Source organism: Pseudomonas sp. B14-6, assembly GCF_013260315.1.
Taxonomy (GTDB): domain Bacteria; phylum Pseudomonadota; class Gammaproteobacteria; order Pseudomonadales; family Pseudomonadaceae; genus Aquipseudomonas; species Aquipseudomonas mandelii.
The window spans coordinates 4,809,936-4,823,640 of the sequence record NZ_CP053929.1; the positions used below are offsets into that span (position 1 = coordinate 4,809,936).

12 protein-coding genes are annotated in these 13,705 nt (G+C 60.9%); 3 read left to right on the forward strand and 9 right to left on the reverse strand.

The genetic code is table 11. The features are described 5' to 3' along the window. Nucleotides 1-104: 104 nt before the first annotated feature. On the forward strand, nucleotides 105-1,142 hold the full coding sequence (mgrA, locus tag HP062_RS22000) for an L-glyceraldehyde 3-phosphate reductase (protein WP_010464790.1): 1,038 nt from the start codon (nucleotides 105-107) through the stop codon (nucleotides 1,140-1,142). Nucleotides 1,143-1,286: 144 nt separating this feature from the next. On the opposite strand, the gene tauD is transcribed toward mgrA, so the two are convergent. The 7 genes from tauD to HP062_RS22035 form a co-directional block, all read right to left on the reverse strand. Then, a complete protein-coding gene (tauD, locus tag HP062_RS22005; RefSeq protein ID WP_172792021.1) occupies nucleotides 1,287-2,129 on the reverse strand; it encodes a taurine dioxygenase in 843 nt (280 codons plus the stop codon). A 139-nt stretch (nucleotides 2,130-2,268) separates the two neighbouring features. Then, nucleotides 2,269-3,102: a taurine ABC transporter permease TauC gene (tauC, locus tag HP062_RS22010; protein WP_172792022.1), complete on the reverse strand. Its 834-nt coding sequence runs from the start codon at nucleotides 3,100-3,102 to the stop codon at nucleotides 2,269-2,271. Then, nucleotides 3,099-3,893 carry a taurine ABC transporter ATP-binding subunit gene (gene tauB / locus HP062_RS22015; RefSeq protein ID WP_010464784.1) on the reverse strand — a complete coding sequence of 265 codons (795 nt, stop codon included), beginning with the start codon at nucleotides 3,891-3,893 and terminating at the stop codon, nucleotides 3,099-3,101. Before tauB ends, tauC begins: the two co-directional genes overlap by 4 nt. Nucleotides 3,894-3,909: 16 nt before the next feature. After that, entirely contained in the window at nucleotides 3,910-4,887 is a 978-nt protein-coding gene (gene tauA / locus HP062_RS22020; protein ID WP_172792023.1) for a taurine ABC transporter substrate-binding protein, read from the reverse strand. Nucleotides 4,888-5,129: 242 nt separating this feature from the next. Then, nucleotides 5,130-6,713: a glutamate--cysteine ligase gene (gene gshA, locus HP062_RS22025; protein WP_010464781.1), complete on the reverse strand. Its 1,584-nt coding sequence runs from the start codon at nucleotides 6,711-6,713 to the stop codon at nucleotides 5,130-5,132. A gap of 280 nt (nucleotides 6,714-6,993) precedes the next feature. Continuing rightward, complete coding sequence (locus tag HP062_RS22030) at nucleotides 6,994-7,377, reverse strand: PaaI family thioesterase (RefSeq protein ID WP_010464779.1); 384 nt, start codon at nucleotides 7,375-7,377, stop codon at nucleotides 6,994-6,996. After that, nucleotides 7,377-9,701, reverse strand: a complete 2,325-nt coding sequence (locus tag HP062_RS22035; protein ID WP_010464777.1) for a Tex family protein — start codon at nucleotides 9,699-9,701, stop codon at nucleotides 7,377-7,379. Before HP062_RS22035 ends, HP062_RS22030 begins: the two co-directional genes overlap by 1 nt. Before the next feature lie 360 nt (nucleotides 9,702-10,061). On the opposite strand from HP062_RS22035, the gene ompR reads away from it, so the two are divergent. Together ompR and HP062_RS22045 are read left to right on the forward strand one after the other, a co-directional pair. Beyond that, nucleotides 10,062-10,802 (forward strand): two-component system response regulator OmpR, encoded by a 741-nt coding sequence (gene ompR, locus HP062_RS22040; protein ID WP_010464774.1) that lies wholly within the window; start codon nucleotides 10,062-10,064, stop codon nucleotides 10,800-10,802. Nucleotides 10,803-10,903: 101 nt separating this feature from the next. Continuing rightward, on the forward strand, nucleotides 10,904-12,217 hold the full coding sequence (locus HP062_RS22045) for an ATP-binding protein (RefSeq protein WP_010464772.1): 1,314 nt from the start codon (nucleotides 10,904-10,906) through the stop codon (nucleotides 12,215-12,217). A 125-nt stretch (nucleotides 12,218-12,342) separates the two neighbouring features. Here HP062_RS22045 and rimK read toward each other — a convergent pair whose 3' ends face one another. After that, entirely contained in the window at nucleotides 12,343-13,248 is a 906-nt protein-coding gene (rimK, locus tag HP062_RS22050) for a 30S ribosomal protein S6--L-glutamate ligase (RefSeq protein ID WP_007949201.1), read from the reverse strand. Next, a complete protein-coding gene (locus tag HP062_RS22055; RefSeq protein WP_234452961.1) occupies nucleotides 13,245-13,658 on the reverse strand; it encodes an ATP-dependent zinc protease in 414 nt (137 codons plus the stop codon). The genes rimK and HP062_RS22055 overlap by 4 nt, the downstream gene beginning before the upstream one ends. Between the last annotated feature and the right edge of the window lie 47 nt (nucleotides 13,659-13,705).

Consider the following 13,705-nt stretch of genomic DNA (forward strand, 5'->3'; position numbering starts at 1 on the left):
CAGCTTTTTCTCGAGTCCGAGGTTTATCGGCGTTTGTCTGGGCGTATGCTGGGCAACTTGCGAAGCAGTCGATACCAACTTCAAGACAGACAAGAGAGGATTCGATGACTTACACCGCTGCCGAAAACCGCTACGACTCTATCCCTTACCGCCGCGTAGGCCGCAGCGGTCTGGTGCTGCCGGCGCTGTCCCTGGGGCTGTGGCACAACTTCGGTGACAGCACGCCGATCGACACTCAGCGCTCGCTGTTGCGCACCGCCTTCGACCTGGGCATCAACCACTTCGACCTGGCCAACAACTATGGCCCGCCATATGGCAGCGCCGAGATCAACTTCGGTCGTTTGCTGCGTGAAGACTTCAAGCAGTACCGCGACGAGTTGATTATTTCGAGCAAGGCCGGCTGGGACATGTGGCCCGGCCCTTATGGCCAGGGCGGTGGTTCGCGCAAATACGTGCTGGCCAGCCTCGACCAGAGCCTGCAACGCCTGGGCCTGGACTACGTGGACATCTTCTATTCCCATCGCTTCGACCCGGACACGCCGCTGGAAGAAACCGCCAGTGCGTTGGCCACCGCCGTGCAGCAGGGCAAGGCGCTATACATTGGCATCTCGTCCTATTCCGGGGTGAAAACCCGTGAGATGGCGGCGCTGCTGAAAGAGTGGAAAGTACCGTTGCTGATTCACCAACCAGCCTACAACCTGCTCAATCGCTGGGTTGAAAAGGATCTGCTGGACGTCACCGACGAACTCGGCACTGGCGTGATTGCGTTCACGCCGTTGGCGCAGGGCTTGTTGACCGACAAGTACCTCAATGGCATTCCGAAGGATGCGCGGGTCAATCGCCCGGGCGGTGGTTCTTTGCAGGAATCTCATCTGTCCGAAGCCAACATCGCCCACGTGCGCGGGCTCAACGAAATCGCCAAGCGTCGCGGTCAGAGCCTGGCGCAACTGGCGTTGGCATGGACGCTGCGCGATCCGCGCGTGACCTCGGCACTGATCGGTGCGAGCCGGCCGGAGCAGATTATCGAGAACGTCGCAGCGTTGAAGAATTTGAGTTTCAGCGCGGAAGAACTGGCGGAAATTGACCGGTTTGCCCAGGAAGGCGGGATCAATCTTTGGGAGAAGCCTTCGACGGCTGAATAAGTGTTCGGCACGGGGTCTTGCTGCGCCTGTTCCTGCCTCTTCGCGAGCAGGCTCGCTCCCACAGTGGATTTGTGTCAGGCACAGACCCTGTGGGAGCGAGCCTGCTCGCGATGGGGCCAGAACAGGCAGTAAAGAACTCAGGACTCACCGAAAGAAAGGCACATCCCCCAACACCGTAGCCCGCTGCATCACCCGCCGCGCCGGTCGGTAATCATCCACGGCGTAATGCTGTGTCACGCGGTTATCCCAGAACGCCACATCATCTTTTTGCCAACGCCAGCGAATGGTGAATTCCGGCCGCGTCGCATGAGCAAACAACAACTTCAAAATCGCTTCACTCTCGGTGTCCGACAGCTCATTGATCTTCGACGTGAAGCCTTCATTGACGAACAACGCCCGGCGCCCGCTCACCGGGTGTGTGCGGATCACCGGGTGCGACAGCGGTGGATTTTTGCGGCGTGCTTCTTCCCACTGGGCCAACGCTTGCGGCGTGTTGCCATATCGCTCCAGCGGGAACGAGCGGGTGAAATCGTGAGTGGCCGTCAGGCCTTCGAGCAAACTTTTCATCGGCGCGGACAACGCTTCATACGCCGCAATGCCACTGGCCCACAGCGTGTCGCCACCAAATTCAGGCAACAGCTTGGCACTCAGCACCGCGCCCATGGCCGGGGTGGGCAGGAAGGTCACGTCGGTGTGCCAGATTGCGTTGTCGCGCACGTCGGTGACGGCGGTATCGAGGATCAGCACTTCGGGCTGTTCCGGCACATTCGGGTAGATCGGATGGATGTGCAGATCGCCAAAATTCGCAGCGAATCGCGCCTGCTGTTGCGGCGTGATCGGCTGGTCGCGGAAGAACAGCACTTGATGCTTGAGCAGCGCTTGCTCGATGGCGTCGCGCTGTTCCAGATTCAGTGGCTGGCTGACGTCGATGCCGCTGATTTGGGCGCCGAGGGCCGAGCTGAGGGGGAAGATGGTCAGGTTGCTCATGGTGATTCTCTTCAATCCGGTGTGCCGAGCTTTTGTAGGAGTGAGCCTGCTCGCGATAGCGGAGAGTCAGGCGACAGGGTGGTGGCTGATACACCGCCATCGCGAGCAGGCTCGCTCCCACATTAAGATCCCAAAAAACTCAGTGGGCCTGGCCGTGCCACGGCACCAGTTTGCGTTGCAGGGCGCGCAGGCCCATTTCCATGGCAAACGCGATCAGGGCAATCACCAGAATCCCCAGCACCACCACATCGGTGACCAGGAATTGCGCGGCCGACTGCACCATAAAACCCAAACCGCTGGTGGCGGCGATCAATTCGGCGGCAACCAGCGTCGACCAACCCACGCCCAGACCAATGCGCACGCCAGTCAAAATATCCGGCAAGGCACTCGGCAGAATCACATGGCGAATCAACTGCGCCCGGGTCGCTCCCAGCGACTGAGCGGCGCGCAACTTGGCCGGGTCAACCGTGCGCACGCCAGTCGCGGTGGCGATGGCGATCGGGGCAAAAATCGCCAGGTAGATCAGCAAGACTTTCGACAACTCACCGATGCCGCACCAGATGACGATCAGCGGCAGATAAGCCAGCGGTGGAATCGGCCGGTAGAACTCGATCAACGGATCGAGCACGCCGCGGGCGATGCGGTTATGGCCGATGGCGATGCCGATGGGCACGGCGGTCAGCACCGCGAAACCAAGGCCCAGACCGATACGGCTGAGACTGGCCCCCAAGTGCTGCCACAACGTTGAATCCATGTAGCCGCTGGTCACCAGCAGCCAGCCCTTTTGCAGCACGGCGGACGGTGGTGGCAGGAACAGCGGTTCGATCATCCCTGTGGCGGTGACGGCCCACCAAATGACAACCAGCGCCACCAGCGTCAGCACGCTGATCCACCGAGTGCTGAGGCTGCGACGTGCCGGGATGTCCGTGGAACCCGGTTTAACCGCGACGGCGCGAATTTGATAGCTGCTCATGCGCGCTCCTGCCGCTGGGCGGTGCTGCGTTGGGAGAACACTTTGGCGAGTACGTGTTCGCGAGTTTCGATGAAGCGCGGGTCGGACTTGATCGAGCGAGCTGACTCACCGGCCGCATACCGCTGACCGAAATCCAGGCTCAGGCGCTCGACGATTTGTCCCGGATCAGGCGCCAGCAGAATCAGGTCCGTGGCGAGGAACACCGCTTCTTCGATGTCGTGGGTAATCAGGAAAACCGGTTTGGCGGTGCGCTGCCAGACTTGCAGCAGCAGCTCCTGCATCTGTTCGCGGGTGAAGGCGTCGAGGGCGCCGAAGGGTTCGTCCATCAGCAAAACGCGCGGGTCGGCGGCCAGCGCACGGGCCAGGCCGACACGTTGCTTCTGGCCACCCGAGAGCTGCCAGATGCGGCGACTTTCGAAGCCGGAAAGGTCCACCAGTGCGAGCATTTCCTGAGCGCGCAGTTCACGTTTTTCCCGCGCAATGCCGGCCAGCTCCAGGCCGAAACCGACGTTGGCCAACACGTCCTGCCAAGGCAGCAGGGCGTCGTCCTGGAACACCACGCCGCGTTCGGCGCTCGGGCCTTTGACCGGCACACCGTCAAGGGTGATGCGCCCGGCGCTGGGTTCGACGAAACCGGCAATCAGGTTCAACAGCGAGGTCTTGCCACTGCCGGACGGGCCGAGAGCTACCAGCAACTGCTGGGGGCCCAGGCTCAGGGAAATATCCGCCAGTACCGGTTCGGCGGCGCCGGGGTACTGTGCGCTGATGCGCTCCAGCTGTAGCAAAGCCATCGCAGTTAACTCCCGATCAGTTGGTGATGTACTTGGCGCTGACGTAAGGGGCGTAGTCCGGCAGCACGGCCTCGACCTTGCCTTGTTCCTTGAGGAAGGCGGCGGTGTCGGTAATGGCCTTGGTGGTCGGTGCGCCGAGGGTGATCACTTGGTCAGCCGCCAGCGGGAAGACGTTGCCTTGCAGCAACAACGGAATGTCGCTGGCCTTGGCGCCCGACAGTTTGACAAGCTTGTCCACGTTGCTTTGATTGGCCAGCCAGGCTTTCGGGTCTTTGCGGTAATCGGCGTAGGCGTCGAGGGTCACTTTGGCGAACGCAGTGACGATTTCCGGGTGCTTCTCGGCGAAGTCCTTACGCACGATCCAGGCATCGAAAGTCGGAGCGCCGAACTTGGCCAGCTCGCCGGAGGTAATCAGCACTTTGCCGTTTTCCTTGGCGACTCCGAGGGCTGGGTCCCACACGTAAGTGGCGTCGATATCACCGCGTTTCCACGCAGCGATGATGGCGGGCGGAGCGAGGTTGAGCACGGTGACCTTCGACGGATCGATGTTCCAGTGCTTGAGCGCCGCCAGCAGGCTGTAGTGGCCGGTGGAAACGAACGGCACGGCGATTTTTTTGCCGATCAGGTCTTGCGGAGTCTTGATCCCGGAGCCTTCGCGGGCGACCAGGGCTTCAGCCGCGCCGATCTGGGTGGCAATGAGGAAGGTTTCTACCGGGACTTTGCGGGTGATGGCCGCCGTCAGGGGGCTGGAACCGAGGTAGCCGATCTGCACGTCGCCGGAAGCGATGGCGGCGATGATGTCGGCGCCGTTGTCGAATTTGCGCCAGTCGATCTTGGCGTTGGTGGCTTTTTCGTAAGCGCCGTCGGCCTGGGCGACCTTTGCCGGGTCAACCGTGGTCTGGTAGGCGACGGTCACGTCAGCCGCCTGGGCAAACAAACTCGCAGCAGCCAGCGACGCGGCCGCCAAGAGGCGAAAAGAGAAATTCAGTTTCATTGAGAAGCTCCTTGTCAGGCGACCGAGAGTCGGCGTGAAAGGAGACTAAATGATCTAAGAATCCGAAAATAAATAACTTTTTCGAATGAGCTTATGAGCGGAAAATTCTAAGGGAGACCGCAGTGCGGCCATCGCGGGCAAGCCTCGCTCCTACAGATTCGGGGTCGAGTCACAAATGGGGACCGACACAAAACTGTAGGAGCGAGGTTTGCCCGCGAAAAGGTCTGAAGGACCTTCTGATGTTAGTTGCTGATCGCCAGAATGCTCGCCTGATACGACCCGACAAACACATCGAAATCGCCGACTTCGTTCTGCTCCAGCGCCACCTGCTCTGCCAGCGAGGAGCGTGCGCGTTCTTCAAACTTCGCCTGATCTTCGCTATTCAACGGCTCGCTGCGGAAAAACTCCGCATGCGCCTGGCTCTGGCGCAGGGAGAACTGGGCAAAGCTCTCCTTGTGTTCAGCCATGGCCGCCAGCACTTGTGCTGAAGGTGTACGCGACGAATCCTTGACCTTCTCCATCTGCACGTCCAGCGCCTTGCTGTGGGCATCGCCTCCATGGCTTTGATCAAGCAGCGCCGCGAGCGGAGCTATTTTTTCCAACAATTCGCCGGCCCATTCCTTCAGGTCGACCGGTTGACCGTCACGCTGCAGTTGCAGGCCCGGACGACGACCTTCCTTGACCACGCTGAGGAAGTTCGAGGTCGCGTTGCCGCACGAAGTATTGGTCAGCAGCGGGCTGTCGTTCAGCGCGCAATACAGCAGGAACGCGTCGAGGAAGCGCGACTCTGGCAAATCGATGCCCATCGGCAGGAATGGATTGATGTCCAGGCAACGCACTTCGACGTACTGAATGCCGCGGGCCACCAGCGCCTGGATCGGCCGTTCGCCGGTGTAGGTCACGCGCTTCGGGCGGATGTTGGAGTAGTACTCGTTTTCGATCTGCAGGATGTTGGTGTTGAGCTGAACCCACTCACCGTCCTGATGCGTACCGATTTCGACATACGGTGCATACGGCGTGGCGACCGCTTTGCGCAGGCTGTCGGTGTAGCTGGCCAGATCGTTGTAGCACGGCGTCAAGCCGGCCTGGGCGTTGCTCTGGTAACCCAGGTCACTCATGCGCAGGCTGGTGGCGTATGGCAGGTACAAGGTGTCCGGGTCCAGTTGCTCCAACTGGTGCGAACGACCGCGCAGGAAACCGGCGTCCAGCGCAGGGGAGGCGCCGAACAGGTACATCAGCAGCCAGCTGTAGCGGCGGAAGTTGCGGATCAGCGCAATGTAGGCTGACGACTGATAGTCGCGGTCGGTGCCGACAAAGCCTTCAGCCTCTTTAAGCAGTGGCCAGAGCTTTTCCGGCAGGGAAAAGTTGTAGTGAATCCCGGCGATGCACTGCATGGTCTTGCCGTAACGCAGGGCCAGGCCCTTGCGGTAGACGTACTTGAGCTGACCGATGTTGGACGTGCCGTAATAGGCGATCGGGATGTCTTCCTCGGCCGGCAACGGGCACGGCATCGATGGACTCCACAGAAACTCGTTGCCGAGCTTGCTGTAGGCAAAACGGTGAATCTTGTCCAGGCTCGCCAGCGTATCGGCTGGGTCTGGCAGGGCTGGGGTAATGAATTCCAGCAGCGACTCGGAATAGTCGGTGGTGATTTGTTCATTGGTCAGCGCGGAACCCAATGCTTCCGGGTGCGGCGTTTGCGCCAGGCGACCTTCGCCGGTCACGCGCAGGCATTCACGTTCGATGCCGTGAAGGCACTGTTCGAGCAGAGAGAGGTTAGCGCGCTCGCCGAGCAGAGCCAGGCGGCGGTTGAGAAGTTCGCTCAAGTTGGATTCCTTCACGCGTCAGTCGCCCCAATATGGGGGTGGGCAAGACGGTCTACAAGGGTGAAGTTGAAACTGGCGTTTTCGCCTGGTTTTTGGACCGTACACGGCTGCTGACAGCAGCCAAGGAATTCCCTGTGGGAGCGAGCCTGCTCGCGAAGAGGGCGTGTCAGTCAACATTGATGTTGTCTGATACATCGCCTTCGCGAGCAGGCTCGCTCCCACAGGAAACTTCGGCGCTGCAGTCACAGCGCCGAAATTAACTCAAATCGATGACTTCTAGCTACAGGACAGCGAACGTGCCTTGTGCTTTTGCGACGAGTTTGTCGCCTTGCATCACGTCGGCTTCGACCACTAGCGTGCGCCGGCCCGGGTGAATCACCCGCGCCGTGCACATCACTTCACCGTCGGAAACGGCGCGAATGTAGTTGATCTTGCACTCGATGGTCGCGCTCTGCTGGTCAAAGCCGTGGGTGCTGGAACAGGCCAGCCCCATGGCAATGTCCACCAGACTGAACAAGGCCCCGCCGTGCAGCTTGCCGCCGCGATTGCGCAGCTCTGGCGCAAGCCCCAGGGCGACTTGCGCCACCCCGGCTTCCAGACTGTGCAAGCGACATCCCAGCAGCTTGAAAAAAGCGCTTTCGGTCAGCCCGGCAGGGATCTCCATCAGCGTTTCTTCAACTGCTTGGCGTTGGCAAACAACGATGCCATGGCGTTGTTGGCCGGGGCCGCCGCCGTGGTTTCCTTACGCGGTGCGTTGTTCTGGGACTGGCGTGGCGCCGACCCCGGACGTGCACCACGAGCGCCGTCGATTTTCTCGCCCGGGGTGTCGCTCATGCGCATCGACAGACCCACGCGTTTACGCGGGATATCGACTTCCATGACCTTCACTTTCACCACGTCTCCGGCCTTTACCGCTTCGCGCGGATCCTTGATGAACTTCTCTGAAAGCGCAGAGATGTGCACCAAACCGTCCTGATGCACGCCGATGTCGACGAACGCGCCGAAGTTGGTCACGTTGGTGACGACGCCTTCGAGGATCATGCCCAGTTGCAGATCCTTGAGGTCTTCGACGCCTTCCTGGAACTCGGCGGTCTTGAACTCCGGACGCGGGTCACGGCCCGGTTTTTCCAGCTCTTGCAGAATGTCGGTGACCGTTGGCAGACCAAAGGTTTCGTCGGTGTACTTCTTCGGGTCGAGACGCTTGAGGAAGCTCGCGTCGCCGATCAACGAGCGAATGTCACGGTCGGTCTCAGCGGCAATGCGCTGCACCAGTGGATAGGCTTCCGGGTGAACCGCCGACGAATCCAGCGGATTGTCGCCGTTCATGACGCGCAGGAAACCGGCCGCCTGTTCGAAGGTTTTCTCGCCCAGACGAGCGACTTTCTTCAACGCCGCACGGGTTTTGAACGCGCCGTGCTCGTCGCGGTGGCTGACGATGTTCTGCGCCAGGGTCGCGTTGAGGCCGGAGATGCGGGCGAGCAGCGCCACGGAGGCGGTGTTGACGTCCACGCCCACGGCGTTCACGCAGTCCTCGACCACGGCATCCAGGCCACGCGCCAGTTTCAGCTGCGACACGTCGTGCTGGTACTGGCCGACACCGATGGATTTCGGATCGATCTTCACCAGTTCGGCCAGCGGATCCTGCAAGCGGCGGGCAATCGACACGGCGCCACGGATCGACACGTCGAGGTCCGGGAATTCCTTCGAAGCCAGTTCCGACGCCGAATAAACCGATGCACCGGCCTCGGAGACCATGACCTTGGTCATCTTCATCGCTGGGTATTTTTTGATCAGCTCAGCGGCGAGCTTGTCGGTTTCACGGCTGGCGGTGCCGTTGCCGATGGCGATCAGGTCCACGGCATGCTTGGCGCACAGGGCCGCCAGAATCGCGATGGTCTGGTCCCACTTGTTGTGTGGCACGTGCGGGTAGACCGTGGCGTGATCCAGCAGCTTGCCGGTGGAATCGACCACGGCGACCTTGCAACCGGTGCGCAGGCCCGGGTCGAGGCCCAGGGTGGCACGCGGGCCGGCCGGGGCCGACAGCAGCAAGTCGTGCAGGTTGTGGGCGAATACGTTGATCGCTTCGGTTTCCGCGCCATCGCGCAACTCGCCGAGCAAATCGGTTTCGAGGTGGGTGTAGAGCTTGACCTTCCAGGTCCAGCGCACCACTTCGCCCAGCCATTTGTCGGCGGCGCGGTTCTGGTTCTGGATGCCGAATTGCTGGCCGATCATGCCTTCGCACGGGTGCATGGTGCCCGGCAGCTCGTCGCCGACTTTCAGCGCCGAACTCAGGATGCCTTCGTTGCGGCCACGGAAAATCGCCAGCGCGCGGTGCGACGGCATGCTTTTCAGCGGTTCGTCGTGTTCGAAGTAATCGCGGAACTTGGCGCCTTCCTCTTCCTTGCCGGCGATGACGCGGGCACTGAGGGTCGCTTCCTGCTTGAGGTAACTGCGCAGCTTGTCCAGGAGGCCGGCGTCTTCGGCAAAGCGTTCCATCAGGATGTATTTGGCGCCTTCGAGGGCCGCCTTCACATCGGCCACGCCTTTTTCGGCGTCGACGAAGCGTGCGGCTTCGGCGTCTGGCGTCAGGGTCGGGTCGTTGAACAGGCCGTCGGCCAGCTCGCCGAGGCCGGCTTCCAGGGCGATCTGGCCCTTGGTGCGGCGCTTCTGCTTGTACGGCAAGTACAAGTCTTCCAGGCGGGTCTTGGTGTCGGCGAGTTTGATGTCGCGTTCGAGTTGCGGGGTCAGCTTGCCTTGCTCCTGAATGCTGGCAAGGATGCTGATACGCCGTTCGTCGAGTTCTCGCAGGTAGCGCAGACGCTCTTCCAGATGACGCAACTGGATGTCATCGAGGCTGCCGGTCACTTCTTTCCGGTAACGGGCGATGAAGGGAACGGTAGAGCCTTCATCGAGTAGCGCGACGGCCGCTTCGACCTGTTGTGGGCGTACACCGAGTTCCTCGGCGATGCGGCTGTTGATGCTGTCCATAAAACCACCTGACAAATTGTGAAAGCAGGCTCGCAGGCGCAGGGAGAAAGGCTCGGCGAGTCTGGTTGAGCGGCCTGGCGTGCGCCGCTACCTGGATCAACAGGTATCCCATTGACCCGTGAAATCGAACAATGACTGCCGGCGCCATGAAAATAAAAAGCGGCCACCTGCAGCCATGATCAGACGTTGCCTGACACAAAAGGCCGCGCATTATAACCAGCGTTCTATCATTCAGGGGCATCGCAGGCATTAGCGCGAGGGCCGGATTTCTGGCAGTGAAGGAAAAATCTGCTAACAATGCACACGGTGCGTATAACGGCAGCTACGCCATAATGCGCGCCGAGATCAAAGGAGCATCCAATGAGCAGCACTGCAAACAATGCTGAAGGCGAAAAAATTCTTATTGTTGACGACGATCCAGGGCTGAGCAGCCTGCTGGAACGCTTTTTCGTCAGCAAGGGCTACCGCGCCCGCGCCGTGCCGAACACCGAACAAATGGATCGCCTGCTGGCGCGTGAAGTGTTCAACCTGGTCGTCCTCGACCTGATGCTGCCCGGCGAAGACGGTCTGACCGCCTGCCGCCGGCTGCGCACGGCGAACAATCAGATTCCGATCATCATGCTGACCGCCAAGGGCGATGAGCTGAGCCGCATCAAGGGCCTGGAACTGGGCGCCGACGATTACCTGGCCAAGCCCTTCAACCCGGATGAGCTGATGGCCCGTGTCAAAGCGGTCCTGCGCCGTCAGTCGACGCCTGTGCCGGGCGCACCGGGCAGCGAAGACGAAAGCGTGACCTTCGGTGACTACGAACTGTCCCTGGCCACCCGCGAACTCAAGCGCGGTGACGAAGTGCACATGCTGACCACCGGTGAATTCGCGGTGCTCAAGGCCTTGGTCATGAATGCGCGTCAGCCACTGACTCGCGACAAGCTGATGAACCTGGCCCGGGGCCGCGAATGGGATGCCCTTGAGCGTTCCATCGACGTGCAGATTTCCCGTCTGCGCCGGATGATCGAGCCTGACCCATCCAAACCGCGTTACATCCAGACGGTCTGGGGCGTGGGCTACGTGTTCGTTCCGGATGGCGCCGCCACCAAGTGATCGGCGATTTGTAGGAGCGGGTCTTGCGGACAATCGTCCGCAGACTCGCGATCCGCAATATGCGAGCATCGCTCGCTCCTGCAAGTGTGTAGCGGTTATTCATGAAAACCCCCGTTTGGTTCCCCCAGAGTTTCTTCTCCCGCACCCTGTGGCTGGTGCTGATCGTCGTCCTGTTTTCCAAGGCACTGACCCTGGTTTATCTGTTGATGAACGAAGACGTGCTGGTGGACCGCCAATACAGCCACGGTGTCGCCCTGACGCTGCGCGCTTATTGGGCCGCTGATGAAAAGAACCGAGAGAAAATCGCTGATGCTGCCACCCTGATCAGGGTCGTGGGCGCGGGTGTGCCGGAAGGCGAGCAACATTGGCCTTACAGCGAGATCTATCAGCGGCAGATGCAGGCTGAGTTGGGTGCCGACACCGAGGTGCGATTACGCATGCACTCACCGCCGGCCCTGTGGGTTCGGGCACCTAGCCTGGGCGATGGCTGGCTGAAAGTGCCGCTGTATCCGCATCCGTTGCGCGGCCAGAAAATCTGGAACGTGCTCGGCTGGTTCCTTGCTATCGGCTTGCTGTCCACCGCCTCGGCGTGGATCTTCGTCAGCCAGCTCAATCAACCCTTGAAACGTCTGGTGTATGCCGCACGGCAACTCGGCCAGGGGCGCAGCGTGCGCCTGCCGATCAGTGACACGCCGAGCGAGATGACCGAGGTGTATCGCGCCTTCAACCAGATGGCTGAAGACGTCGAGCAGGCCGGTCGCGAGCGCGAGCTGATGCTGGCCGGGGTGTCACACGACCTGCGTACACCGCTGACCCGTTTGCGCTTGTCCCTGGAATTGATGGGCGACCACAACGACCTCACCGACGCGATGGTGCGTGACATCGAAGACATGGACGCGATCCTCGACCAGTTCCTCGCGTTTATCCGCGATGGTCGTGACGAGTCTGTCGAGGAAGTGGACCTGATTGACCTGGTTCGTGAAGTCGCTGCGCCGTATAACCAGAACGAAGAAAAAGTGCGTCTGCGCCTGGAACCGATCCAGGCGTTTCCCCTGCGTCGGGTGTCGATGAAGCGGTTGCTGAACAATTTGATCGGCAACGCTTTGCACCATGCTGGCAGCGGGGTTGAGGTGGCGGCTTATGTCTCCGGTGATACCAGCGCGCCGTATGTGGTGCTGAGCGTCATGGACCGTGGCGCAGGGATTGATCCGTCGGAACTGGAGGCGATCTTCAACCCGTTCACCCGGGGTGATCGTGCCAGGGGCGGGAAGGGGACAGGACTTGGACTGGCCATCGTGAAGCGGATCGCTTCGATGCATGGCGGGAATGTCGAGTTGCGCAATCGGCCGGGTGGCGGGCTTGAAGCTCGGGTGCGGTTGCCGCTTGGGCTTATGTTGCCGCGGGATGCGGTTTAACAGCTGACTACTATTCCCACGCTCTGCGTGGGAATGCAGCCCTGGACGCTCGGCGTCCCAGCAACAGCCGAACGCGGAGCGTCCGTTAGAGCATTCCCACGCAGAGCGTGGGAATGCCCAGTGGGTCAGCCCTTGCCTTTGGTGCGCGTCATATTCGGCCCGCCATTCTTCTCAAGATGCTCGATGATGATCCCCGCCACATTCTTCCCGGTGGTGGTCTCGATCCCTTCCAGCCCTGGCGACGAGTTCACTTCCATCACCAGCGGCCCGTGATTGGAACGCAGGATATCCACGCCCGCCACCGCCAGCCCCATGACCTTGGCCGCCCGCAACGCGGTCATGCGTTCTTCCGGGGTGATCTTGATCAGGCTGGCACTGCCACCGCGATGCAGGTTGGAGCGGAACTCCCCAGGCTTGGCCTGGCGCTTCATCGCCGCGATCACCTTGTCGCCCACCACGAAGCAGCGAATGTCCGCGCCCCCGGCTTCCTTGATGTATTCCTGAACCATGATGTTCTGCTTCAGGCCCATGAAGGCCTCAATCACCGACTCTGCCGCCGTCGCCGTTTCACACAACACCACACCGATGCCTTGTGTGCCTTCCAGCACCTTGATCACCAGCGGTGCGCCGTTGACCATGTCGATCAGGTCGGGAATATCATCCGGTGAGTGCGCAAACCCGGTCACCGGCAAGCCGATGCCGCGGCGCGAGAGCAATTGCAGTGACCGCAGTTTGTCCCGCGAACGGGCGATGGCCACCGATTCATTGAGCGGGAAAACCCCCATCATTTCGAACTGACGCAACACCGCGCAGCCATAAAACGTCACAGACGCACCGATCCGCGGGATCACCGCGTCGAAACCTTCCAGCGGCTTGCCGCGGTAATGGATCTGCGGTTTGTGGCTGGCAATGTTCATATAGGCGCGCAGGGTGTCGATCACCACCATTTCATGTCCACGCTCGGTACCGGCTTCGACCAGACGACGAGTGGAATACAGACGCGGGTTCCGCGACAGCACAGCGATCTTCATGCAACACCTGTGGAAGAGGTAGATACCGGGAACACCGGCTTGTCTTGTACATATTTGATGCCCGGATTGACCACCAGTTGGCCGTCGATCAGGGCTTTGGAGCCGAGGAGCAGGCGATAACGCATGGACTTGCGGCAGGCGAGGGTGAATTCGACCCGCCATACCCGATCACCCAGGGCCAGTGTGGTGCTGACCACGTAACGCATCTGAGCGTGACCGTTGGAGCTTTTGATGGTTTTGCGCGTCACCAGTGGCGCCTCGCAGCGTCGATGGCGCAACTGCACCACCGTGCCCAGGTGCGCGGTGAAGCGCACCCAGCTTTCACCGTCGCGCTCGAACGGCTCGATGTCGGTGGCATGCAGGCTTGAGGTGCTGGCGCCGGTGTCGATTTTTGCGCGCAGGCCCGCCACTCCCAGATCCGGGAGCGCCACCCACTCGCGCAGACCGATAACGGTCA

Excerpts from the sequence above, each read along its gene's own strand:
- mgrA (WP_010464790.1), top strand. The coding sequence starts at position 105 with ATGACTTACACCGCTGCCGAAAACCGCTACGACTCTATCCCTTACCGC.
- tauD (WP_172792021.1), bottom strand. The coding sequence starts at position 2,129 with ATGAGCAACCTGACCATCTTCCCCCTCAGCTCGGCCCTCGGCGCCCAA.
- tauC (WP_172792022.1), bottom strand. The coding sequence starts at position 3,102 with ATGAGCAGCTATCAAATTCGCGCCGTCGCGGTTAAACCGGGTTCCACG.
- tauB (WP_010464784.1), bottom strand. The coding sequence starts at position 3,893 with ATGGCTTTGCTACAGCTGGAGCGCATCAGCGCACAGTACCCCGGCGCC.
- tauA (WP_172792023.1), bottom strand. The coding sequence starts at position 4,887 with ATGAAACTGAATTTCTCTTTTCGCCTCTTGGCGGCCGCGTCGCTGGCT.
- HP062_RS22030 (WP_010464779.1), bottom strand. The coding sequence starts at position 7,377 with ATGGAGATCCCTGCCGGGCTGACCGAAAGCGCTTTTTTCAAGCTGCTG.
- HP062_RS22035 (WP_010464777.1), bottom strand. The coding sequence starts at position 9,701 with ATGGACAGCATCAACAGCCGCATCGCCGAGGAACTCGGTGTACGCCCA.
- ompR (WP_010464774.1), top strand. The coding sequence starts at position 10,062 with ATGAGCAGCACTGCAAACAATGCTGAAGGCGAAAAAATTCTTATTGTT.
- HP062_RS22045 (WP_010464772.1), top strand. The coding sequence starts at position 10,904 with ATGAAAACCCCCGTTTGGTTCCCCCAGAGTTTCTTCTCCCGCACCCTG.
- rimK (WP_007949201.1), bottom strand. The coding sequence starts at position 13,248 with ATGAAGATCGCTGTGCTGTCGCGGAACCCGCGTCTGTATTCCACTCGT.